The organism is Gordonia zhenghanii, from assembly GCF_021738965.1.
Taxonomy (GTDB): Bacteria; Actinomycetota; Actinomycetes; order Mycobacteriales; family Mycobacteriaceae; genus Gordonia; species Gordonia zhenghanii.
In genome coordinates this window covers 44,244-65,827 of record NZ_JAKKOQ010000005.1, presented here as the reverse complement: position 1 = coordinate 65,827, position 21,584 = coordinate 44,244, and the positions used below count along the sequence as shown (strand labels likewise).

The 21,584-nt window shown below is 66.3% G+C and carries 24 protein-coding genes; 7 read left to right on the top strand and 17 right to left on the bottom strand.

The genetic code is table 11. The features are described 5' to 3' along the window. Positions 1-119: 119 nt before the first annotated feature. From L5G32_RS05045 to L5G32_RS05030, 4 genes are read left to right on the top strand one after another with little or no spacing between them, the layout of a single operon-like run. Positions 120-848: an amino acid ABC transporter ATP-binding protein gene (locus L5G32_RS05045; RefSeq protein ID WP_237010234.1), complete on the top strand. Its 729-nt coding sequence runs from the start codon at positions 120-122 to the stop codon at positions 846-848. Position 849: 1 nt separating this feature from the next. Next, a complete protein-coding gene (locus L5G32_RS05040) occupies positions 850-1,833 on the top strand; it encodes a glutamate ABC transporter substrate-binding protein (RefSeq protein ID WP_308192013.1) in 984 nt (327 codons plus the stop codon). Then, on the top strand, positions 1,833-2,516 hold the full coding sequence (locus L5G32_RS05035) for an amino acid ABC transporter permease (protein WP_237009936.1): 684 nt from the start codon (positions 1,833-1,835) through the stop codon (positions 2,514-2,516). The genes L5G32_RS05040 and L5G32_RS05035 overlap by 1 nt, the downstream gene beginning before the upstream one ends. Then, positions 2,513-3,376, top strand: coding sequence for an amino acid ABC transporter permease (locus L5G32_RS05030; protein ID WP_237009935.1), 864 nt, complete (start codon positions 2,513-2,515; stop codon positions 3,374-3,376). The genes L5G32_RS05035 and L5G32_RS05030 overlap by 4 nt, the downstream gene beginning before the upstream one ends. Positions 3,377-3,391: 15 nt before the next feature. Here L5G32_RS05030 and L5G32_RS05025 read toward each other — a convergent pair whose 3' ends face one another. The 7 genes from L5G32_RS05025 to pgsA form a co-directional block, all read right to left on the bottom strand. Next, a complete protein-coding gene (locus tag L5G32_RS05025; RefSeq protein ID WP_237017457.1) occupies positions 3,392-3,910 on the bottom strand; it encodes a regulatory protein RecX in 519 nt (172 codons plus the stop codon). 8 nt (positions 3,911-3,918) lie between these two features. Next, positions 3,919-4,965 carry a recombinase RecA gene (gene recA, locus L5G32_RS05020; protein WP_237010232.1) on the bottom strand — a complete coding sequence of 349 codons (1,047 nt, stop codon included), beginning with the start codon at positions 4,963-4,965 and terminating at the stop codon, positions 3,919-3,921. Positions 4,966-5,283: 318 nt separating this feature from the next. Then, on the bottom strand, positions 5,284-5,478 hold the full coding sequence (locus tag L5G32_RS05015; protein ID WP_237009933.1) for a DUF3046 domain-containing protein: 195 nt from the start codon (positions 5,476-5,478) through the stop codon (positions 5,284-5,286). Then, a complete protein-coding gene (locus L5G32_RS05010; protein ID WP_237009932.1) occupies positions 5,456-6,424 on the bottom strand; it encodes a glycosyltransferase in 969 nt (322 codons plus the stop codon). Before L5G32_RS05010 ends, L5G32_RS05015 begins: the two co-directional genes overlap by 23 nt. A 230-nt stretch (positions 6,425-6,654) precedes the next feature. Then, the gene (gene pspA, locus L5G32_RS05005) at positions 6,655-7,458 is read right to left on the bottom strand and encodes a phage shock protein PspA (protein WP_237009931.1); all 804 of its coding nucleotides are present in this window, start codon (positions 7,456-7,458) and stop codon (positions 6,655-6,657) included. Positions 7,459-7,509: 51 nt separating this feature from the next. Beyond that, positions 7,510-7,824, bottom strand: a complete 315-nt coding sequence (locus L5G32_RS05000; protein WP_237009930.1) for a helix-turn-helix domain-containing protein — start codon at positions 7,822-7,824, stop codon at positions 7,510-7,512. Between the two features lie 122 nt (positions 7,825-7,946). Continuing rightward, entirely contained in the window at positions 7,947-8,564 is a 618-nt protein-coding gene (pgsA, locus tag L5G32_RS04995) for a CDP-diacylglycerol--glycerol-3-phosphate 3-phosphatidyltransferase (RefSeq protein ID WP_237009929.1), read from the bottom strand. A gap of 75 nt (positions 8,565-8,639) precedes the next feature. Between pgsA and L5G32_RS04990 the strand changes: the two genes are divergently transcribed. Both L5G32_RS04990 and L5G32_RS04985 read left to right on the top strand, forming a co-directional pair. Then, entirely contained in the window at positions 8,640-9,173 is a 534-nt protein-coding gene (locus L5G32_RS04990; RefSeq protein WP_237009928.1) for an amino-acid N-acetyltransferase, read from the top strand. 48 nt (positions 9,174-9,221) lie between these two features. Further along, on the top strand, positions 9,222-9,500 hold the full coding sequence (locus tag L5G32_RS04985; protein WP_237009927.1) for a YciI family protein: 279 nt from the start codon (positions 9,222-9,224) through the stop codon (positions 9,498-9,500). A 22-nt stretch (positions 9,501-9,522) separates the two neighbouring features. Here L5G32_RS04985 and L5G32_RS04980 read toward each other — a convergent pair whose 3' ends face one another. From L5G32_RS04980 to thyX, 6 genes are all read right to left on the bottom strand, one after another. Then, positions 9,523-10,503 (bottom strand): TerC family protein, encoded by a 981-nt coding sequence (locus L5G32_RS04980; protein ID WP_237009926.1) that lies wholly within the window; start codon positions 10,501-10,503, stop codon positions 9,523-9,525. A 179-nt stretch (positions 10,504-10,682) separates the two neighbouring features. Beyond that, complete coding sequence (locus L5G32_RS04975) at positions 10,683-13,520, bottom strand: FtsK/SpoIIIE family DNA translocase (RefSeq protein ID WP_237009925.1); 2,838 nt, start codon at positions 13,518-13,520, stop codon at positions 10,683-10,685. Between the two features lie 110 nt (positions 13,521-13,630). Further along, positions 13,631-14,263: a TIGR03085 family metal-binding protein gene (locus L5G32_RS04970; protein ID WP_237009924.1), complete on the bottom strand. Its 633-nt coding sequence runs from the start codon at positions 14,261-14,263 to the stop codon at positions 13,631-13,633. After that, positions 14,263-16,239, bottom strand: coding sequence for a ribonuclease J (locus L5G32_RS04965; protein ID WP_237009923.1), 1,977 nt, complete (start codon positions 16,237-16,239; stop codon positions 14,263-14,265). The genes L5G32_RS04970 and L5G32_RS04965 overlap by 1 nt, the downstream gene beginning before the upstream one ends. Beyond that, the gene (dapA, locus tag L5G32_RS04960) at positions 16,239-17,144 is read right to left on the bottom strand and encodes a 4-hydroxy-tetrahydrodipicolinate synthase (RefSeq protein ID WP_237009922.1); all 906 of its coding nucleotides are present in this window, start codon (positions 17,142-17,144) and stop codon (positions 16,239-16,241) included. Before dapA ends, L5G32_RS04965 begins: the two co-directional genes overlap by 1 nt. A 38-nt stretch (positions 17,145-17,182) precedes the next feature. Beyond that, positions 17,183-17,935: an FAD-dependent thymidylate synthase gene (gene thyX, locus L5G32_RS04955; RefSeq protein WP_237009921.1), complete on the bottom strand. Its 753-nt coding sequence runs from the start codon at positions 17,933-17,935 to the stop codon at positions 17,183-17,185. Between the two features lie 85 nt (positions 17,936-18,020). Here thyX and L5G32_RS04950 point away from each other — a divergent pair, with 85 nt between their 5' ends. Next, complete coding sequence (locus tag L5G32_RS04950; RefSeq protein WP_237009920.1) at positions 18,021-18,920, top strand: tyrosine-protein phosphatase; 900 nt, start codon at positions 18,021-18,023, stop codon at positions 18,918-18,920. 15 nt (positions 18,921-18,935) lie between these two features. Here the strand turns inward: L5G32_RS04950 and L5G32_RS04945 are convergent, their stop codons facing one another. The 4 genes from L5G32_RS04945 to L5G32_RS04930 are packed head-to-tail and all read right to left on the bottom strand — an operon-like array spanning position 18,936 to position 21,565. Next, positions 18,936-19,706, bottom strand: a complete 771-nt coding sequence (locus L5G32_RS04945) for an HAD-IIB family hydrolase (protein WP_237009919.1) — start codon at positions 19,704-19,706, stop codon at positions 18,936-18,938. A 48-nt stretch (positions 19,707-19,754) separates the two neighbouring features. Then, positions 19,755-20,663 (bottom strand): hydroxymethylglutaryl-CoA lyase-like TIM-barrel protein, encoded by a 909-nt coding sequence (locus L5G32_RS04940; protein ID WP_237009918.1) that lies wholly within the window; start codon positions 20,661-20,663, stop codon positions 19,755-19,757. A gap of 30 nt (positions 20,664-20,693) precedes the next feature. After that, positions 20,694-21,038 carry a nitroreductase/quinone reductase family protein gene (locus L5G32_RS04935; RefSeq protein WP_237009917.1) on the bottom strand — a complete coding sequence of 115 codons (345 nt, stop codon included), beginning with the start codon at positions 21,036-21,038 and terminating at the stop codon, positions 20,694-20,696. Beyond that, complete coding sequence (locus L5G32_RS04930; protein WP_237009916.1) at positions 21,035-21,565, bottom strand: GNAT family N-acetyltransferase; 531 nt, start codon at positions 21,563-21,565, stop codon at positions 21,035-21,037. The genes L5G32_RS04935 and L5G32_RS04930 overlap by 4 nt, the downstream gene beginning before the upstream one ends. Between the last annotated feature and the right edge of the window lie 19 nt (positions 21,566-21,584).

The window sequence follows — 21,584 nt, the reverse complement described above, 5'->3', positions numbered from 1 at the left end:
ACAGTCGACTCGAATCGTGGCGATGCCGACCCGAACACACCGGGATTGGCGGTCCTGCTGTGGTGTCACCACTCCCACAACTACCGTAAGACCCTATGAGCGACGCGAACGTCACACCGATGATCTCGATGAAGAATGTTCAGAAGCACTTTGGGGACCTCCACGTGCTGCGCGACATCGACATCGAGATCCCCAAGGGGCAAGTCGTCGTCGTCCTCGGACCCTCGGGTTCGGGGAAGTCGACGCTCTGCCGAACCATCAATCGACTCGAGCCGATCGACAGCGGTGAGATCCGCATCGGGGGCGAGGTCCTCCCCGACGAGGGCCGCGATCTTGCGCGCCTGAGGTCGGACGTCGGCATGGTCTTCCAGTCGTTCAACCTGTTCGCGCATAAGACGATCCTGCAGAACGTCACACTCGGGCCGATCAAGGTGCGTAAGCAGAGCAAGTCCGACGCCGAGAAGCACGCGCTCGACCTCCTCAAGCGGGTCGGTGTCGAAGTGCAGAAGGACAAGTATCCGGCTCAGCTGTCGGGCGGCCAGCAACAGCGCGTCGCGATCGCCCGGTCCCTCGCGATGGACCCGAAAGTCCTCTTGTTCGACGAGCCGACGTCTGCGCTCGACCCGGAGATGGTGTCCGAGGTCCTCGACGTCATGGTCTCGCTGGCCAAAGAGGGCATGACGATGGTCGTCGTCACGCATGAGATGGGTTTCGCCCGTAAAGCCGCCGACCGCGTCCTGTTCATGGCCGACGGCGCGATCGTCGAAGACACCGATCCGGAGAGCTTCTTCACCGCCCCGAAGTCCGATCGCGCCCGCGACTTCCTGTCGAAGATCTTGGGGCACTGAGATGCGGAGGATATCGATACTCGTCGCCGTCGTCGCGATGCTGGCGACCGCGCTCGCCGCCTGCGGCAGCTCCGATCCACGCAATCTCCTCGACTCGATCCGTGACGGCAAAGTGATCCTCGGCACCAAGTTCGATCAGCCGGGTATGGGCCTTCAGCAGCCAGACGGATCGATCATCGGATTCGACTCCGACGTCTCGGAGTACGTGGTGAACCACATCGCCGACGAGATGGGCGTCGACCGTCCCGAGATCACCTGGCGGGAGACTCCGTCCGCACAACGCGAGACACTCATCAACAACGGCGAGGTCGACATGATCGCCGCGACCTACTCGATCAACGAGGACCGTTCGTCGAAGGTCGACTTCGCCGGACCGTACCTGGTCACGTATCAGGGGCTGCTGGTGCGCGACGACGACGAGACCCTCAACTCCCTCGAAGACCTCAACAACGGTCGCAAGCTCTGCTCAGTGACCGGCTCCACGTCGGCACAGAACGTGAAGGCTCAGCTGCCGGGCGTCCAGTTGCAGGAGTACGACACGTACTCCTCGTGTGTGGAGGCGTTGCGTCGCGGCAAGGTGGACGCGCTCACCACCGACGAGACCATCCTCGCCGGCTACTCCAGCTGGTATCCGGACGAGTTCAAGCTCGTCCCCATGACGTACCTGAAGAGCGCATGCGTGAAAGACGCGCTCAAGAAAGCCGGCGCACCGTTCTCCACCGAGCGGTACGGCATCGGCATGGCGAAGGAGTACCCCGACGCCGTCGAGACCGTGAACCGTGCGATCACCGCTATGCTCGCCAACCCCGCGGGCGGCGGCCCGTCGGCGTGGGAGACCGCGCTGCGCGAGAATCTCGGCGACAAGGAGATCAACACGTTCTTCGACCGTGCCAACGCGCCAGACTCCCAGTACAAGTTCGCCCCCGATGTCGGTGACCTCGAGTTCCTCACCGCTCCGTCGACACCCTGTGAAGGAGTCTCCTGATGAGTGAACTCTGGGACTCGATGGGCCCCGCGCTGTGGCCCGCGTTCTGGGTGACGATCAAGCTGACGATCTATTCGGCGATCGGCGCTCTGATCTGGGGCACCGTGCTCGCCGCGATGAAAGTGTCACCGGTCCCGGTGATGCGCGGATTCGCGACCGTCTACGTCAACGTCGTCCGCAACACCCCACTCACGTTGATCGTCCTGTTCTGCTCGATCGGCCTCTACCAGAATCTCGGGCTGACACTGGCCGCCGAGAACGCGACCTTCATCGAGGACAACAACTTCCGGCTCGCGGTCCTGGCGTTCGTCCTCTACACCGCGACGTTCGTCTGTGAGACGCTCCGCTCCGGCATCAACACGGTGCCGATCGGTCAGGCGGAGGCTGCGCGGTCGATCGGCATGTCGTTCCCGCAGATCCTCGGCCTGGTGATCCTGCCGCAGGCGATTCGCGCAGTGATCGCTCCGATGGGGTCCGTGCTGATCGCCCTCACCAAGAACACGACGATCGCGTCGATCATCGGCGTCGCTGAGGCGTCGTTGCTGATGAAGACCGAGCTCGAGAGTCACGGCAGCCAGATCTTGGCGATCTTCGCCATCATCGCCGTCGGCTTCATGATCCTCACGCTCACCGAGGGCGCACTCTTCGGCTGGGCGTCCAAGCGATGGGTGGTCAGACGATGACACAGTCGACAGTCCTCTACGACGCTCCCGGACCTAAGGCACGGCTGCGCAACCGCATCACGACGATCATCTTCCTCGCGGTTCTGATCGCCATCGTGGTCTACGTCCTCCTCATCTTGAAGGACAACGGCCAGCTCACAAGCGAGAAGTGGAGTCCGTTCGTCACCGAAGGCGGGACCTGGACCACCTGGATCCTGCCGGGGCTGTGGGGAACGCTGAAAGCCGCCGCACTCTCGATCGTGTTCGCATTGATCATCGGCGCCGTCCTCGGCGTCGGCCGACTCTCGGAACACCGGTGGGTCCGCGGCGTCTCCGGCGCCCTGGTCGAGGTCTTCCGCGCTATCCCGGTCTTGATCCTCATCTACTTCGCCTACTACTTCTTCGCGAAGTACGCGATCGTACCGTCGTCGCAGTTGGCGTTCGCCGCTGTCGTCTTCGGGTTGACGTTCTACAACGGCTCGGTGATCGCCGAGATCCTCCGCGCAGGCATCGCCTCGCTGCCGAACGGGCAGTCGGAGGCCGCGAAGTCGATCGGCATGCGCAAGTCGCAGATGATGCGGATGATCCTGTTACCGCAGGCCGTGACCGCGATGCTGCCCGCGCTCGTCTCGCAGATGGTGATCGCCCTCAAGGACAGCGCGCTGGGTTATGCCATCGGCTACATCGAGGTAGTGCGCTCGGGCATCAAGACGGCGTCGTACTTCGGCAACTATCTGCCTGCGCTGGTGGTCACCGCGATCATCATGATCATCGTCAACTACGCGCTGACCTCGTTCGCGCATCGACTCGAGCGCCGACTCCGTACCGGCAAGCGCAAATCGGCGGCGACGAAGGCCGTCGAACTGGCCGACACCGAGTAACTGACCGACCGACCGTCAGGCCCGCCGGGCGGCGATCACGTCCTTCACCACGGACGTGATCACGTCCGGCGGGTACCCGCGTCGGCCGAGTGCCCCGGCCAGCCGCCGGAAGGCCTTGGTCCGGATCGCGGGATCCGAGAGTTCGTCGGCGTCGAACCGCAGCTTCTTGTCGGCGAGCGCGTAGGCGATCTCGCGTTCGGCCTCCGGGTCGATGGTGTCGAGCGCTTCGACGACGATGTCGTCCGCGACTCCCTTAGTTCGGAGCTCGCGGCGTAGGGCGTGGCGCCCACGCGCTGAGTGGGCGTGCCGGGAACGGACCCATTCGTGAGCGAACGCGGTGTCGTCGATCAGCTTCCACTCGTCCAGTCGGGCCAGCGTCGAGGCCACCTCGTCGTCGGTGAAGCCGCGCGCTACGAGCCGATCGTGCATCTCTCGACGACTGCGGGCCCGTGCGCCGAGAAGCCGCAGTGCGGCGTCCCAAGCGGACGGGCCCGAGCCGGTGGACCGAGATTCGCGAGGTTGGTCCTCCCCCATGATCGCTGTCAGAAGTCGACGGGCTCGGGTGCGACGGCTTCGGCGTCGGCCTCCGGGCGGCGTCCGATGCCGAGCTTGTCTTTGATCTTGGTCTCGATCTCGTTCGCGATGTCCGGGTTCTCCATGAGGAAGGTACGAGCCTTCTCCTTGCCCTGGCCGAGCTGATCGCCCTCGTAGGTGAACCACGATCCGGACTTGCGGATGAAGCCCTCGGCGACACCGAGGTCGATCAGCGAGCCCTCACGGCTGATGCCGTGGCCGTACAGAATGTCGAACTCGGCCTGCTTGAACGGCGGTGCGACCTTGTTCTTGACGACCTTGACGCGCGTCCGGTTTCCGACCGCGTCAGTGCCGTCCTTCAGAGTCTCGATACGACGAACGTCCAGGCGCACCGACGCGTAGAACTTGAGCGCCTTGCCGCCCGTCGTGGTCTCGGGCGAGCCGAACATCACGCCGATCTTCTCGCGCAGCTGGTTGATGAAGACCGCCGTGGTGTTCGAGTTGTTCAGCCCCGACGTCATCTTGCGCAGCGCCTGGCTCATCAGCCGAGCCTGCAGGCCGACGTGGCTGTCGCCCATCTCTCCTTCGATCTCTGCCTTTGGCACGAGAGCGGCGACCGAGTCGACCACGAGGATGTCCAGGGCGCCGGAGCGAATCAACATATCGGCGATCTCCAACGCCTGCTCACCGGTGTCGGGCTGCGACACGAGAAGAGCATCGACGTCGACACCGAGCTTGGCGGCGTAGTCCGGGTCCAAGGCGTGCTCGGCGTCGATGAACGCCGCGATACCGCCCTGCGCCTGCGCGTTCGCGACTGCGTGTAACGCGACGGTGGTCTTACCCGAGGACTCGGGACCGTACACCTCGACGACGCGGCCACGCGGGAGCCCGCCGATGCCGAGCGCGAGGTCGAGCGCGACCGAACCGGTCGGGATGACCTCCATCGGAGGCCGCGTGTCTTCGCCCAGTCGCATGACCGAGCCTTTGCCGAAGTTCTTGTCGATCTGCGCGAGCGCGAGATCGAGCGCCTTCTGTCGATCGGGGACGGGTGCCATCGTGGTCTCCTCGTTCTGGTCGGACGTGTCCGTGGTCTGGTCGGGCGGAACGTCGGGGGTCTGATCCGCTTCTGGTGGTGATGTGATCACCGTAGATCCGACCTCTGACAATTTCGTCTCGCCGCCCCGATCGGCCGCCGTCGTGCTGGATCCGCCGGTGATGTTCTTGATCTGTTTGGTGGTCGTACCCTGTTTGGTAGTCATACAAGGTCGGACGCAGCCCGCGGCTGTTCGGTTCCATTTCAGTCTAACGAACAGATGTTCGATAGCAAGCGACACGCCCGGAGATGACGCGTCGGAACCGGGCGGCCTGGCGATTCACCACCGTTCGGGCGGAACGTCGAACTCTCTGCACAGGGCGCGCCACACTTCGCGCGGATCCACGCCGTCGTCGATCGCCTGAGCGCCGGTCCGTCCGCCGAGCTCGGTGAGGACCAGATCGACGAGCAGAGCGTCGGCTCGGAGCCGACCGAACTCGATGCCGGTCAGTTCAGTGAACTCCGTCAGTCGCACGGGACTGGCCTCCCTCCTCGAGTATTCGGTGAGCGATGCGCACGGGGTCGACGGTAGTGGATCGTGTCGACGCGACGCGACGCGCGGCAACGGCGTACGACTCGTCGTCCAGCACCCGGGTCACCGCGACAGCGACTGCGTCGGCATTCGCGGGCCGGACCAGGACTCCGCAGCCGATCCGCGCCACCCGGTTCGCCAGCTCCCACTGATCACCCCCGCCGGGCACCGTCACGACCGGCACGCCTGCCCCGAGGGCCTTTGCGAGCATCCCGTGTCCCGCACCGCAGACGACGACGTCCGCGTGCTGCAACAAGTCATCCTGGCGAGCGGTTCCGGCCACGAACGCCTCGGGCGTCGCGACCCCCGACGGCGGAGGCGTCAGCGCCGAGTACACAAGTCGCAGATCGCGAGTCTGCGACAGCGTGGCAAGTCCGCTGAGCGCAGCAGAGCCCAGGTCGGCTTCGCCGCTCTGCGCCGTGGACGGAGCGACGACGACGAGTGGACCCTCGCCTGCCGGTGGCACGAAAAGGTCGTCGGTCGGCTCATAGGCCGAGGGGCCGATCACGTGGGTGCGGGCAGGCCAGTCGGGTCGATGAACTTCCAGACCCGGCAGCGTCGCGACCAGGTGTGCGGCGGGTCGAGGCTCGTCCGACAATGCGATACCGCGTCGTGCGACCGCGGTCGCTCGACGGCCGACGGCGAGCGAACGGGCCGTCAGTGCGCGCAGTGCGGTGTCGCGGAGACGCCCGCGGACACCGACGCCGACGGTCATGCCCGCTCCGATCGGCGGGAGCGCACGCGACTGCTCGTACAACGGGTGAGGCGAGAGTTCGATCCACGGAACACCCACCAGTTCGGCGGCCCAGCCGCCCGCTCTGGTGATCACGTCGCTGACGACGAGTTCGACTCCCGCTGTCGCCAATTCGGGTGCGAGAAGGAGCGCCATCCGGGCCGCTCGGGTACTGAGCTTGGCCCCAGCGTCATCATCGTCGTCGCCCGGCAGCGCGGCCAGTCCGGGGAGCTCACGGACGGTGACGCCGGAGCGCGCGCCCTCCCCGAGCCATCGAGTCCCGGTGTAGACGATCGCGTCGTCGCCCGCATCGGCGAACCGTGTCGCCAGTCCGAGGGCCGCGAACGCGTGGCCCGCGTCCGAACCCGCAACGACGGCGACGATCGTCAGTGCTTCTCCGTGTCGATCGACGGTGCGGCCTGGCCGGGCGCCGCCTGGCCCGCGGCAGGCTGCTGACCGGCAGACAGCGCGCCGCCCATGCTCGCTCGGATCTGCTCGAGTCGAGCGTGACCCGCCATCTGAACGCCCGCCGCCTCGACCTCGGCCATCCGACCGGACACCGAGCCCTTCGCGAGCTCCGCCGACCCGAGTGCAGTGGCGTAGCGCCGCTCGATCTTGTCGCGCACCTGGTCGAGGTTCGGCGTGTTGCCGGGAGCGGAGAGCTCGCTCATGTTGTTGAGCGACGCGCTGACCTGCTCCTGCATCTTGGCCTGCTCCAGCTGGCTGAGCAGCTTGGACCGCTCGGACAGCTTCTGCTGCAAGGCCATCGCGTTGCGCTCGACGGCTTGTTTAGCGCTTGCCGCTGCGGTCAGCGACTGGTCGTGCAGCACCTTGAGGTCTTCGACGTTCTGCTCGGCGGTGACGAGCTGCGCGGCGAACGCCTCGGCGGCATTGGTGTACTCGGTGGTCTTCGCGGTGTCGCCTGCGGCGGACGCCTGATCGGCGAGCGAGAGCGCCTGACGCGTGTTGCCCTGGAGCTTCTCGATCTCCTCGAGCTGCCGGTTCAGTCGCATCTCGAGCTGGCGCTGGTTTCCGATGACTGCGGCAGCCTGCTGAGAGAGGGCCTGGTGCTGGCGCTGCGACTCCTCGATCGCCTGCTGGATCTGGATCTTCGGATCGGCGTGCTCGTCGATCTTCGAGTTGCCCAGCGCCATCAAGTAGTGCCATGCCTTCACAAACGGGTTCGCCATAACCTTGTCCTCAACTTCTCGTGTTCGATGCTCGGGCGGGCATACGGCTGATCAAGCCGCAGCGAGGGCGGCCGCACCGTCGGCCTGTGGAGCGATGACTTCGACGACGGCGTCGGACGAGGAGACCATCGACACCGGAGTCATGACGCCTGCGACATCGCGCAGCACGTCGCCGATCTCGACCTCGAGCGCGACGCAGATCGACGCGAGCAGTTCACTCGACGCCTCCTTCTGCCCCCGCTCGACCTCCGACAGATAGCCGAGAGACACGCGTGCATCCGTCGACACCTCGCGCAGTGTTCGGCCCTGATCGGTCCGGACCCGCCGCAGCTGGTCGCCGATCGCTTCGCGCAACAACAGTGTCACGTGTGTCCTTCCCGCATTCGGGTCCCGCAGTCAGTTCGTCCCACGGTCAATTCGTGCCGCAGTCAGTTCGAGTAACTCTAGTTCCCAGTCGCCATAAATCTCATGAGCCTGTGACGACGACCCTAGCGGAATTTCGCATCGGTCGCCGCCGCATCGGCGGTGCGTCGCAGGCTGATCGACTGCCAGATGTAGTCGACTCCGGTCAGCAACGTCGCGACGACTGCTGCGATCATGAACACCCAACCCACCGTGTGCAGTACTCCGTGCAACGGCAGTACGAACAAGCCTATTCCGATGCATTGCAACAGGGTCTTGAGCTTGCCGCCGCGACTGGCCGGGATCACTCCGTGCCGAATCACCCAGAACCGCAGGATCGTCACGCCGATCTCCCGGATGAGGATCACGACGGTGACCCACCACGGCAAGTCGCCGAGAATCGACAGTCCGAGGAGCGCGGCGCCGATGAGCGCCTTGTCGGCGATCGGGTCGGCCATCTTGCCGAAGTCGGTGACGAGGTTCCAGCCTCGAGCGATTCGCCCATCGATCTGATCGGTGATCGCTGCGACGGCAAAGATCACGAATGCGATCACCCGCCACAGGTCGGAGCGGCCATCATCGATGAACAATGCCACCACGAAGACCGGCACCAGGACGATCCGGAACATGGTCAGGGCGTTCGCGAGATTGACCACCGGCGGAGCCGCGTGACCGGCTGCTGCACGGCGTTCGGGTTCACTCACGGTGGTAAGCCTATCGGCACGCGGTGTCGCGACCTGCGCGGGGACTACCGCTGTCGGCGACTACTGTTGACTGCCATGTCCACGTCTTCGCCCGCAACCCGTTCCGACGAACCGTCGAAGATCGTGGTTCGACGAGCCAGGACGTCCGATGTGCCACGGATCAAGGAACTCATCGACATCTATGCAGGCAAGATTCTGCTCGCGAAGAACCTGGTGACCTTGTACGAGGCGGTGCCGGAGTTCTGGGTCGCGGAGAGCGACGGCGTCGTGGTCGGATGCGGCGCGCTCCACGTGCTCTGGTCCGACCTCGGCGAGGTCCGCACTGTCGCCGTCGACACCGACTACTCGGGTCGCGGCATCGGCCACCAGGTGGTCGGTCGTTTGATGGACGTCGCCCGCGAGTTGGGACTCGAACGAGTCTTCGTCCTCACCTTCGAGACCGCATTCTTCTCGCGGCACGGTTTCGTCGAGATCGACGGAACCCCGGTCACGAGGCCGGTCTACGAAGAGATGACGCGTTCGTACGACACCGGCGTCGCCGAGTTCCTCGATTTGAGCTTCGTGAAGCCGAACACCCTCGGCAACACGCGGATGCTCGCCCACCTCTGACTCCCGACCACTTCCACACAAGGACCACTTCCAGACAAGGACCAGCCGATGACCATCTTCGCTGTCGAGTACACGTACGCCGAAGCCGCGGCCGGGATCCGCGACGAGCACCGACCTGCCCATCGCGAGTTCCTCGGCGCGCTGCACGAGTCGGGCGAACTCCTGTTCGTCGGACCGTTCACCGACGGTTCCGGAGCAGCCCTGATGGTCGTCGCCGACGACGAGGCCGCGGCACGCGCCCTCCTCGCCCGCGATCCCTTCGCGGCTGCCGACGCCATCGCCGCCGTCAGCCTCCGCGAGTGGAAACAGGTCTACGGCCCCTTCTGACGGGACTACCGACCCACCCGACTCAGCTCCGTGCCCGGCGCTTCGACACCACCAGGCTGGCCACGGTCGTCACGACCAGGGTGCCTGCGATGACCCCCAGCGAGAGCCCCGTCGAGATCTCGGGGACGGCCACCGGCTCACCGCCGTTGACGAAACCGAGCGTGTTCTCGTGCAAGGCGTGCAGTACGAGCTTGACTCCGATGAACGCCAGGATCAGTGACAGCCCGTACGAGAGGTAGATGAGCTTGTCGAGCATTCCGCCCAGCAGGAAGTACAGCTGCCGAAGCCCCATCAATGCGAAAGCGTTGGCGGTGAACACGAGGTAGGGCTCCTCGGTGAGGCCGTAGATCGCCGGAATCGAGTCGAGCGCGAAGAGCACGTCGGTGAAACCGATGACGATGAGCACCAACAGGAGCGGGGTGATCATCCGGCGCCCGTCGACTCTGGTGACCAGCTTGTCTCCGTCGTAGCTGTCTGATGTGCGGAGCACCTTCTTGACGAGGCGCTCCATCCGTGAGTCGCGCTCCTTCTCGTGCGCGGCGGGCTCGTCGCTCTCACGCAGCAGCTTCACTGCGGTGAACAGCAGGAACAGCCCGAATAGGTAGAACACCCAGCTGTAGGCGTCGATCGCGGCCGCGCCGACGGCGATGAACGCCGCGCGCATCACGAGCGCCATGACGATGCCGAGGAGTAGCACCTTCTGCTGGTAGATCCGCGGAACCGCGAACTTGGCCATGATGACGACGAAGACGAACAGGTTGTCGACCGAGAGTGCCTTCTCGGTGACGTAACCGGCGAAGTACTCGCCGCCGTACGTCGAACCCCACTGCCACCACACGACGCCGCCGAAGATCACCGCGATAGTGATGTAGACAGCCGACCAGAATCCCGATTCACGCAGGGTCGGTTCGTGCGGAGTCTTGACGTGGGCGAAGAAGTCGAAGACGAACAGGCCGACGATCACCACCCCGGTGATGATCCAGGCGGTCAACGAGACATTCATGGAATTCCTCCAGCGTGCACTAGTACGTGTGCGATGCCAGAGGTCTCTCCCACCGCGGTGACAGCACCGGCGGCGACGCTCCGGGAGGTCGGCCCGGGATCCGATCGGCGGATCCGAGGCGTCGTCCGTATTGACGGAGTCGTCATCGAGTCGGGGATACTCCCCTCATTGATCATGTGTCAGTCTACGGGCGGGTCGTCGTCCCCGCCACCGTTGATCGAGGCGATGACTCCCGCGAGTTCGTCAGGCTTCACGAGGACGTCGCGCGCCTTGGAGCCTTCGCTGGGGCCGACGACGCCGCGCGTCTCCATGAGATCCATGAGGCGGCCGGCCTTGGCGAAACCGACGCGCAGCTTGCGCTGCAGCATGGACGTCGACCCGAACTGGCTGGACACGACGAGTTCGACGGCTTGCAGCAGATCGTCGAGATCGTTGCCGATATCGGAGTCGATGTCCTTCTTGTCGGAGGCCTTCGCCGCGGTGACGCCCTCTGTGTACTCGGGTTCGGACTGCTCCTTGGTGAACTCGACGACGGCCGAGATCTCCTCATCGGTGATGAACGCGCCCTGCATGCGGATCGGCTTGTTGGCGCCCATCGGCAGGAACAGACCGTCGCCCATGCCTATGAGCTTCTCGGCGCCCGGCTGGTCCAGGATCACTCGCGAGTCCGTGAGAGAACTCGTCGCGAAGGCGAGCCGCGACGGGACGTTGGTCTTGATGAGTCCGGTCACGACGTCCACCGACGGGCGTTGTGTGGCGAGAACCAGGTGGATGCCTGCGGCGCGCGCCTTCTGCGTGATGCGGACGATCGCGTCCTCGACGTCACGCGGAGCTGTCATCATCAGGTCGGCCAGCTCGTCGACGATCGCGACGATGTACGGGTAGGGCTTGTACACGCGTTCGGAGCCGAGCGGAGTCGTGATCTCGCCGGAGCGCACCTTCGAGTTGAAGTCGTTGATGTGCCGGACGCGGGAGGCCTTCATGTCCTGGTACCGCTGCTCCATCTCCTCCACCAACCAGGCGAGCGCTGCCGCGGCCTTCTTCGGCTCGGTGATGATCGGCGTGATCAGGTGCGGAACGCCCTCGTACGGCGTCAACTCGACCATCTTCGGGTCGATCAGGATCATGCGCACATCGTCGGGCTTCGCCCGCGACAGGATGGAGACGAGCATCGAGTTGACGAAGCTCGACTTACCCGAGCCCGTGGAACCGGCGACCAGCAGATGCGGCATCTTGGAGAGGTTCGCGCCGACGAAGTCGCCTTCGATGTCCTTGCCGAGGCCGATCATCAACGGATGCTGGTCGAGACCGATCTTCGGAGAGTCGAGGACGTCCGCGAGGCGCACCATCTCACGGTCGGTGTTCGGCACCTCGATGCCGACCGCCGACTTCCCCGGGATCGGCGCGAGGAGACGCACGTTGTCGGTCGCGACCGCGTACGAGATGTTGCGCTGGAGCTGGGTAATCTTCTCGACCTTGACCGCAGGACCGAGCTCCACCTCGTACCGCGTGACTGTGGGACCGCGGGTGTAACCGGTGACGGCGGCATCGATTTTGAACTGATCGAGCACGGACTGGATCCGGTCGATCATGTCGTCGTTCGCTGCGCTGCCCATCTTGGGCGGATCGCCTGCGACCAAGAGCTCAGGCGGTGGGAGCTGGTAGTCGTCGTCGGAACGCGGCGCTGCGGGGACGGGCGCTGCGGCGGCAGGCGCGTCGGCCACCGGCGCTGCGGCGCGGCGCGGTGCGCGGCGCGGGACCGGTGCGGGTTCCGGCGCGAGCGGACCGATCGGCTCGGTGACCTCCATGTCGGGGACGATCGGCTCGGTCATCATGTCGCCCATGTGGGCGTCACGATCCTCGCCTGCAGTGCGCCGACCGACGGCCGCAGACGGCGACGTCCGTGAGGCGCGATCGTGTGCGGACGCGCGAGTACGGCGGGCGCCCTCCGGCGCGGCCGGGCGTTCGCTGCGGCGGCGCTGCTGCGGTCGGCGACGCTCGTCCGGCGGGTAGTTGTCGTACGGATCGCCGTAGTCGCCGTCGAACGGAGCCTCGTCGACCGGTTCGGCTTCGTCCTCGTCGTCGAGTTCGTCGTCGAACTCGTCCTCGAGTTCCTCGTCCTCGTAGAAGTCCCCGTCCTCGTACAGCTCGTCGTCGTACGGGTCGTAGTCGTAGTCGCGGCTGAGGCCGAGGTAGTCGGCGGCGCCCGCGACGACGTCGCTCATCGTGCGGCCGCTGATAGCAAGGGCGCCGAACGCTGCACACAGCAGGTAGACGGGCACGGACAGCCACACGGTCACCGCATCGGTGAGGGGCCCGCCCACTGCGTATCCGGCGAATCCACCGCCGTGCGCTCGGCCGTCGTAATCGGTCGGTGCGCCTTGCACGAGGTGGGTCATGCCGAGCACGGCGATCCCGAGCAGTACCGTGCCGCCGATGTTGCGGACCCGACGATCGGGGTTCGGTTCCAGACGCATCAGGCAGAGCGCCCACGCGACGAGCGCGACGGGGGCGATGACGGCGAGGGCCCCGATAGCCGCACGTACAAGCGCGTCGACGAACGCGCCGACGGGGCCGAGCGCGTGGAACCAGACGCCTGCGGCGATGAGCACGCCGACCAGCACCAGCGCGAGGGCCGCTCCGTCGCGGCGCGGCGAGGGCTCGTCTTCTCGGTGCGCTCCGATGCGCGCGAGAGAGCCGAGTCCACGGGCGAGCATCGTCCACGCCGAGGCGACGCCGTGTCCGGCGGTGGCCACCGCTGACGGGCGATGCATGTCCTGAGAGCGGTTGGCGCTGCGCGGCGCGGGCCGCCCGGAAGACGCCTTACCTGTGCCGCCCGATGCCGGGCTCCGCCGCTTGGCCACGGGAGAATTGGCAGGCGGGCGCTTGCCCGTCTGCCCGCTAGCTGCGGGCTTCCGGCTCGTGTTCGCCCGGTTGCCGGATCTGCGCGCGGCGGCGTCGCCGCCGCGTGAGGAACCGGCAGCCGCACGACGACGCGTGGTTGCTTCTGAAGCCATGGCCACTACCCTAGTGCCCATCAATCACAACAGTCACACCCGCAACACCCATTCGGGTGCGGTCGTGTCGAATTCGTGACGTTATGCAGGTGTACGGGCGGTGATCTGCCCTACACCGACCGTTCGGCACTCGCTAACGCCGCGACAGCGGCGTCGGGGCCGGTGATCTTCACGTCGACGGGAGCCCGACCGAACGCCCAGAGGAGCAGTTCGCCAGTGCTTCCAGTGACGCTCACCGCATCGCCGCGGCCGACCGTCACGAGTTCACGTCCGTCGACGGAGCCCAGGGTGACGCGGGCAGGCGACGACCGCAGGGTCACTCGAGCCACCATCGTCAATGGACGCTCGAGCGCCTTCTGCAGTCGCGGACTCAGTTTGCGCGGGAGGAACGGCCCGTCCGGGTCCGCTCCCCCACGCAGCAGATCCTCGTGGTGGACGAACATCTCCGAGAGGTTGAGTACGGAGTCGAGCAGCCGGAACGGCGAGTACCAGGGCGGGCCGTTCACAACGAGATCGAGCAGGTCGGGCCACGGCTTCGCCGTGTACTCACGCTCCACCGAACGCGTGTGCCCGGCCAGGAACGGCACGAACATGCCGATCGCCGCATCGGGGCGACGTTCCCGCAGAATCAGGTGGACGGCGAGGTCCCGAGCGGTCCAGCCCTCGCACATCGTCGGAACATCCGGCCCCGACGCGCGCATGGACTCGACGAGCGCCTCCCGCTCGTCCCTCGCCAGCGACATCAGTCGTCCTCGCCCACCGCGATGACGTTCGGCACGATCATCGGACGGCGCCGGTACTTGTTCGCCACCCAGCGCCCGACGGCGCGACGGATTCCCTGAGCGATCCGGTGAGTCTCGGTGACGCCCTCGTTCGCGAGCTCGGTGAGAACCTTGTCGACGACCGCAGCGGCCTCCGACAGCGCAGACGGATCGTCGGAGAACCCACGGCCGCTGACCGTCGGTTCACTGACCGCACGACCAGTCGCGGTGTCGACGGCGACCGTGATCGTGATGAACCCGCCTTCGCCGAGGACGAGTCGGTCCGACAACGTCGACTCCCCGACATCGCCGACCGACAGTCCGTCCACGTACACGTGACCGACGGGCACCCGGCCCGTGATCTGTGCCCGGCCGTCGACGAGGTCGACCACCACGCCGTCCTCGGCCAGCACGATCCGATCGGACGGGACGCCGGTCGCTTCGGCGAGTGCAGCGTTCGCCCGCAGGTGCCGCCACTCACCGTGAACCGGCATCGCATTGGACGGACGCACGGCGTTGTACAGGTACAGCAGTTCGCCCGCGGAAGCGTGACCGGACACGTGGACCTTCGCACTGGCCTGGGTCACGACCGTCGCTCCGCGCTTGGCCAACCCGTTGACCACTGCGAACACCGAATTCTCGTTGCCCGGGATCAGCGACGACGCGAGCACGACGAGATCGTTGGCACGGATGTTGATCTGACGGTGATCGCCGCGTGCCATCCGCGACAACGCCGACAGCGGCTCACCCTGCGACCCCGTGGAGATCAGGACGAGGCGATGGTCGGGCAAGGTCGCAGCGGTGTCCATGTCGACGACCACGCCCTCGGGAACCGACAGGTAGCCGAGATCCTGTGCGATCTCCATGTTGCGGACCATCGAACGGCCGACGAAGGTGACTCGTCGTCCGTGGCGATGTGCGACGTCGACGATCTGCTGGATGCGGTGCACGTGGCTAGCGAACGACGCGACGATGACCCGCTGCTTCGCCTTGCCGATGACGGTGTCGAGGACCCCGCCGATGTCGCGCTCGGGCGTGACGAATCCGGGCACTTCGGCGTTGGTCGAGTCCACGAGGAACAGGTCGACGCCCTCGTCACCGAGTCGCGAGAATCCCGCGAGGTCGGTGAGCCGGTTGTCGAGCGGCAACTGGTCGAGTTTGATGTCACCGGTGTGCAGGACCGTTCCGGCAGCCGTGCGGATCGCGACGGCGACCGCATCCGGGATGGAGTGGTTCACGGCGAAGAACTCGCAGTCGAACCCGCCGTACGACAGGCCGTCGCCCTCGACCACCTGAACGAGGTTGGGGCGCAGACGGTGCTCACGGCACTTCGCGGCGACCAGCGCCAGCGTGAACCGCGAGCCGACGATGGGGATGTCGCCGCGCAGTTTCAGCAGGAAGGGGACGGCTCCGATGTGATCCTCGTGACCGTGAGTGAGGACCACGGCTTCGACGTCCGCCATACGGTCCTCGATGTAACCGAAGTCCGGCAGGATCAGGTCGACGCCGGGCTGCTGGTCCTCGGGGAAGAGGACGCCGCAGTCGACGATGAGCAGTTTGCCGTCGTACTCGAAGACCGTCATGTTGCGGCCGATCTCACCGATGCCGCCCAGTGCGACGACGCGCAGTCCGCCCTTCGGGAGCGCGGGCGGCCGACCCAGCCGATCTATGATGTCGCCGGTCACGCCGATGCCGGTGGCTTCGGCGACGGCAGCCTTGCCGGTCTTCTTCTTCGGGGCGTTCTTGTTCCGGTTCGTGTTCTTGTTCCCGTTCTTGTTCTCGCGCCGGGGCCCGCCGGACTCGTTCCGGCGTGCGCCTGCGTTCTCGGTCTTGGCAGTGCCTGCCTCGTTCACGGCTGCACTCGCGTTCTCTGGAGTCTTGTTCTCTGGCGCCTTGTTCTCTGCGGGCGGTCCTGCCGGACGGCCTGCACGACGACGACGCTGCTGCGATGCGGACATCAGGAGATCACCTCCGCTGCACGCAGATCTGCGATGAGCGCTTCGATCTGCGGTCCGTCCGCGGGCACTTGCGGAAGTCTCGGATCTCCCACGTCGATCCCGGCGATGCGCAGCCCCGCCTTGACCATGGTGACGCCGCCGAGGCGTCCCATGGCGTCGACGAGCGGAGCCATCGACGCGGCGAGGCGTCGTGCCTGCGCCAGGTCGTTCGACGCGACGGCGTCCCGCAGGTCACGGAGACGTCCGGGGACGAGGTGTCCGATGACGCTGACGAAGCCCGAGGCGCCGACCGACAGCCACGGAAGGTTCAGGGCGTCTTCGCCGGACAGGAACTCGAGGTCCGTCGCGGCCATGATCTTCGACGCCGCGTGCAGGTCGCCCTTGGCGTCCTTGACCGCGCGGATGGTCGGCAGTTCGGCCAGGCGCAGGATTGTCTCGGTCGCGATGTGGACGACGGAACGGCCCGGGATGTCGTAGAGCATCACCGGCAGATCCGTGGCTTCGGCGACGGCCTTGAAGTGCGCGTACACGCCGGCCTGCGGCGGCTTGCTGTAGTACGGCGAGACGATCAAGAGACCGTGTGCACCGAGTTCGGCTGAGTCGTGGGCGCGTCGAACTGTCTCAGCGGTGTCGTAGCTCCCCGCTCCTTGGACGATCCGGGCGCGGTCGCCGACAGCGTCGAGCACCACTTTGAGCAGCTCGTTCTTCTCCGGAACCGTCGTGGTCGGCGATTCGCCTGTGGTCCCCGAGACGACGAGGCCGTCGCACCCGCCCCGGACGAGGTGGTCGGCGAGCTCGGCGGCCTTGTCGTAGTCGACCGACCCTTCCGGAGTGAAGGGGGTCACCATCGCCACCGATACAGTTCCGAACGGGTGTTCCACGCGCCCAGCGTCAGCCGAATCCATGCCGCTCAGGCTACCGGTTCCACGGCATCGATCCGGTGTCAGCCCTCAAAAACGAACGGGGATGTCGCGACGTGCGATCCATCGGCGAGTTCGCCGATCTCGAAGTCCCCGAACGCGGTCGGCGCGACCTCGACGAGCCGTCGGAGGCATTCGACGGCGAGCTGCCGGATCTCGACGTCTGCGTGTTCGGTGGCGCGCATCCCGATGAAGTGACGCCACGCCCGGTAATTGCCGGTCACGACGATCCGGGTCTCGGTCGCATTCGGCAGGACCGAACGCGCGGCCTGGCGGGCCTGCTTCCGACGCAGAATCGCGTTCGGCACGTCTTCGAACTTGGTCTCCAGCTCGGCGAGCAACTCGGTGTACGCCTCCCTGGACGCATCGGTCGCCATGACGAACAGGTCCTCGAGACGAGCGTCGCCGCGGATCGCGGGCGGCGCGACGACGTTGGAGTCGTGTTCGGGGACGAATCGCTGCGACAGTTGCGAATAGGAGAAGTGGCGATGCCGGATCAGTTCGTGAGTGCACGACCGGGAGATCCCGGTGATGTAGAAGGTGACGGTCGCGTGCTCGAACAGCGAGGTGTGCCCGACTTCGAGGACGTGGCGCAGATAGCCTGCGTTGGTCGCGGTGCGCGGATTCGGCTTGTCCCAGCTCTCATAGCAGGCTCGGCCTGCGAACTCGATGAGTGCCTCGCTCCCGTCGACGTCTGTGCTCCAGTCGATGTCGGTCGGCGGGTTGAACTGAGTCGCCGCCACCAGTTGCACTTTCAACGGCACCAGCTCGGACACCGGGACTCCTCTCGCAGACTGTGATCCCTCGATTCTCCCTTGACGCGTCCGCCACGATTCGGTCGGGTCCGCCTGTCGTGTCCACGTGCCAGGTACGACGCTCCTCGGCGCGCGCCTGCGCCGTCCGCGGCGCATCATGGTCGTCATGAATCCCCACGCTCCCGGTCGCCGCCCTGCCCGTAATCGTCCCGCCCGCACGCGTGTCGCGATGATCGCGCTGTCCACCGCGCTCCTCGCGTCCCCGATCGCGGCGCCCGCCGTCGCGCACGCCGCACCCGGTGTCATTGCGACGGCGTCGTCGTCGCCGACCGCACCTGATCGCGAGATCGGTCTGGCGGGGACCCAGAACACCCGCACACTCGGCGGCTATGTCGGAACCGGCGGCCGGACCGTGAACGATCGAGTCCTGCGCAGCGACAGCCTGTCGAAGCTCACCGCCGCTGACGTCGAGAAGTTGACCCAGCGCGGGCTGAAGACCGTCGTCGACCTGCGGACCGATATCGAGAAGCGAGTCCAGCCGAACAAGCGAGTGTCCGGTGTCGAGACAGTCGACGCGGACGTGCTCGGCAAGGTCTCACCGGTGGCGCTCGTCGACCTGGATCAGGCGTATCGAGCGTTCGTGACTGACGCCAATGCCCGTGCGCAGATCCGTGCGGCGATCGTCGCGATCAAGGACACCGCAGCCGACGGCGGCACGACGTTGTTCCACTGCTCGGCGGGCAAGGACCGCACGGGGTGGACTGCTGCAGTCCTGTTGACGATCCTCGGCGTCGACCGATCGACGATCGACGCCGATTACCTGGCGTCGAACCACTACCGTCACGCCGACGCAACGGGCCCGCTGAACGGCGTGAACATCGGGTGGCTCAACGCATCGTTCGCGGCGGCCCAGAAGAAGTTCGGCTCGATGGACGGCTACCTCACCGACGGTCTGAAGCTGACCGACCGCGACATCGCGTCACTGCGGGAGAACTTGCTGAACTGACGCGGACCCGACCGGTCAGCCGCGGACGACCGCTCCGAGGCTGCGGTAGGTGTCCTCCCAGCCGTGCACGTGCACGGAGTCGATGCCGAGGTCGGCGACGGGGCGGTCGTTGCCGCCCTCGTCCAGGCGATCGCCGAAGAACAGGATGTCGGCGGTGTCGAGGTGGAGCAGATCCATGAGTCGTCGAGCGCCGAACGCCTTGTCGATCCCCTTGGCGGTGATGTCGACCGACGTCGACCCGCCGCTGCGGACCTCCAGTTCCGGTAGACGCTCTGCGGCGTAGGCGCGCAGCGCCTCCTTCTTGCGTCCGTCAGGGTCCCACGCGGCTTTCGCGTCGACTGGAGCGGACTGTCCCAATGCCGAGAACGTCACCTGACTGCCACGGTCTTCGAGGATCGGCCCCCAGGTCTGCGACTCCCACAGCCCGAGCGAGCGAGCGCCCTCTTCGACGACGCGCATCGCCTCGTCCTTCTGCTTGGCCGACAGGTCTTCGGCGTACACGGTCTCCCACTCGTTCCCCGACCACCGGATGTACCGGGTGCCGTTGGTCGGCATGAGGTGCAGGTTGGCCTTGTGCGCGGAGTCGCCGAGCCGGTCGAGGACCTGGGACTGGAACTGGCCGTATTGGCCTCCGGAGATGATGCACGCCATCGATGTGGCCAGCAGTTCGCGGAACAGGGCAACCATCTCGTCGCTCATCGCGGTCTTCGACGGGGCGAGCGTGTCGTCGAGGTCGAACATGACGAGCTTGTAGCTCTTACCGTCGCGGGTCACTCCATCAGACATGCCGGGTAGCTTACTGGTGGTAGACGGCAGTCGGCCGATGCCCCTGTGTTAGCCGATGACCCAGTCGAACGCCTTCGCCTCCGACCGCGCGCCCTGCGCCGCCTTCGAGCGGGACGCTTCGCCGAGTTCTGCGAGCAACTCCTCCCCTGCACGCACGAGTTCCGCGAGCACCTGCGGGGTCAGGTAGTCGGGCCGCGTCGCGAACAGCAGGTCCTCGGATGCGGTGTTTCCGCTCGCACCGGGCGCGAACGGGCAGCCGCCGAGTCCGGCCAGAGCGCCGTCGACGACCTGCGCGCCGCCGTCGATCGCCGCGAGCGCGTTCGCCACGCCCATCCCCCAGGTGTCGTGCCCGTGGAAGACGAGGCGGCGGTCGCCGACGGGCGCGGTCGCGAACAGGTCCCGAACCTGCCCCGGGTGCGCCTGACCGAGCGTGTCGGCGAGCACCACGTCGTCCGCGCCCGCCGTGCGGGGGTCGGCGACGATCCCGCGGACCCGATCGGGGTCGACGGCTCCATCGAACGGACAGGTGAAGCTGGTGGCGATGCACAGCTGGATCCGACCGCCGGCCTCCTTGACGATGTCGATGGCCGCAGGCATCGCGGCCACCGAGTCCTCGGTGAGACGTCCGATGTTCGCCTTGTTGTGTGCGTCCGACGCGGAGAAGCAGTACTGGACGTTCTTCGCTCCTGCCGCGACCGCCTTCTCGACGTGCCGGGGCGTGGCGACCCAGATCCAACAGCGGTCGAGTTCCTCGGGGGTCAGTGCGGCGACGATGTCGAGGCTCCCCGCCATCGGCGGCACCAGATCCGGTCGGGCCATCGAACCGATCTCCAACTCCGGCACTCCGGCGTGCAGGAGTGTGCGTGCGAGCTCGACGCGTGTCGCCACGTCGAGTGTCTTGCCGGTCAGCTGCAGGCCGTCGCGGAGGGTGACGTCACGAAGGAGGGCGGTGCTCATGACGCGAGTGTATCGAGCGGATCTGCCGGGTCACACGTCGTCGAGAGTGACGACGACCGAGGTCCCCTTGTTCCCGACCTTCGCGACACCGGTACCGGTGCGTTCGACGCCGTCCAGCTCGATGGTGATCGGTGTCGGCCCCGGCTGGAAGTTCCGCCACCACGTCTTCTGAGACGCTGCGGCGACGCCGACGAGGATCGTTCCGTCGCCCTGTCGTCGGAACGCCACAGGCAGCGTGAATCGTTTTCCGCTCTTGCGCCCGGTGTAGCTGATCTGGGTCATCGACTTGCCGAGCAGCGGGCCGATGACCGGCGCCGACAGCAACGGGGTCACGGCGGTGTTGACGACGCGGGCGACTCGCGCGAATGTGCTCATTCCTCGACAGTAGAGGCCGCACCGATGGTCCGCACCATGCATGCGCGAGGCCATCGATCCAGTCCCAGTGACTTCTCGTGCGCGCGTTTGGATATCAGTCCCGGCGTCTCGTCGCATTCGGCGAGGTAATCGAATCCGAGCCGCACGTAGTACGGGCCGTTCCAGCCGACGTCGACGTACGTCGTCAGCGTGACTGCCGATGCTCGCCTACTCATGCCCCACTGCACTGCTCGCTCGATCAGCGCGGCGCCGACCCGTCGCCCTGCGAAGTCGGGATCGACGGAGATCTGTTCGATGTGCGCCGCAGCGTCGACCATCTCGACGAGGATGTACCCGATCGGTCGATCGCCGGAATCGACTGCCACCCAACAGCGTCCGCCGTCGACGTACTGCTCGATGGTCTGTGTGGGCAGCGGGTCGTCCGCGGCGACCAGGTCCATCCCCAGATCCGCGAACATCCGGCCCGCCGCGACCTCGATCCGCTGCGTCGCAGGCACGTCGTCGCGCCGCGCATCGCGTATCTTCACGCGGATCAGCCTAGTCCGC

Coding starts and splice junctions, on each gene's coding strand:
- L5G32_RS05045 (WP_237010234.1), top strand. CDS start 120: ATGATCTCGATGAAGAATGTTCAGAAGCACTTTGGGGACCTCCACGTG.
- L5G32_RS05040 (WP_308192013.1), top strand. CDS start 850: ATGCGGAGGATATCGATACTCGTCGCCGTCGTCGCGATGCTGGCGACC.
- L5G32_RS05035 (WP_237009936.1), top strand. CDS start 1,833: ATGAGTGAACTCTGGGACTCGATGGGCCCCGCGCTGTGGCCCGCGTTC.
- L5G32_RS05030 (WP_237009935.1), top strand. CDS start 2,513: ATGACACAGTCGACAGTCCTCTACGACGCTCCCGGACCTAAGGCACGG.
- L5G32_RS05025 (WP_237017457.1), bottom strand. CDS start 3,910: ATGGGGGAGGACCAACCTCGCGAATCTCGGTCCACCGGCTCGGGCCCG.
- recA (WP_237010232.1), bottom strand. CDS start 4,965: ATGGCACCCGTCCCCGATCGACAGAAGGCGCTCGATCTCGCGCTCGCG.
- L5G32_RS05010 (WP_237009932.1), bottom strand. CDS start 6,424: ATGGCGCTCCTTCTCGCACCCGAATTGGCGACAGCGGGAGTCGAACTC.
- pspA (WP_237009931.1), bottom strand. CDS start 7,458: ATGGCGAACCCGTTTGTGAAGGCATGGCACTACTTGATGGCGCTGGGC.
- L5G32_RS04990 (WP_237009928.1), top strand. CDS start 8,640: ATGTCCACGTCTTCGCCCGCAACCCGTTCCGACGAACCGTCGAAGATC.
- L5G32_RS04985 (WP_237009927.1), top strand. CDS start 9,222: ATGACCATCTTCGCTGTCGAGTACACGTACGCCGAAGCCGCGGCCGGG.
- L5G32_RS04980 (WP_237009926.1), bottom strand. CDS start 10,503: ATGAATGTCTCGTTGACCGCCTGGATCATCACCGGGGTGGTGATCGTC.
- L5G32_RS04975 (WP_237009925.1), bottom strand. CDS start 13,520: ATGGCTTCAGAAGCAACCACGCGTCGTCGTGCGGCTGCCGGTTCCTCA.
- L5G32_RS04970 (WP_237009924.1), bottom strand. CDS start 14,263: ATGTCGCTGGCGAGGGACGAGCGGGAGGCGCTCGTCGAGTCCATGCGC.
- L5G32_RS04965 (WP_237009923.1), bottom strand. CDS start 16,239: ATGTCCGCATCGCAGCAGCGTCGTCGTCGTGCAGGCCGTCCGGCAGGA.
- dapA (WP_237009922.1), bottom strand. CDS start 17,144: ATGGATTCGGCTGACGCTGGGCGCGTGGAACACCCGTTCGGAACTGTA.
- L5G32_RS04945 (WP_237009919.1), bottom strand. CDS start 19,706: ATGTCTGATGGAGTGACCCGCGACGGTAAGAGCTACAAGCTCGTCATG.
- L5G32_RS04940 (WP_237009918.1), bottom strand. CDS start 20,663: ATGAGCACCGCCCTCCTTCGTGACGTCACCCTCCGCGACGGCCTGCAG.
- L5G32_RS04935 (WP_237009917.1), bottom strand. CDS start 21,038: ATGAGCACATTCGCGCGAGTCGCCCGCGTCGTCAACACCGCCGTGACC.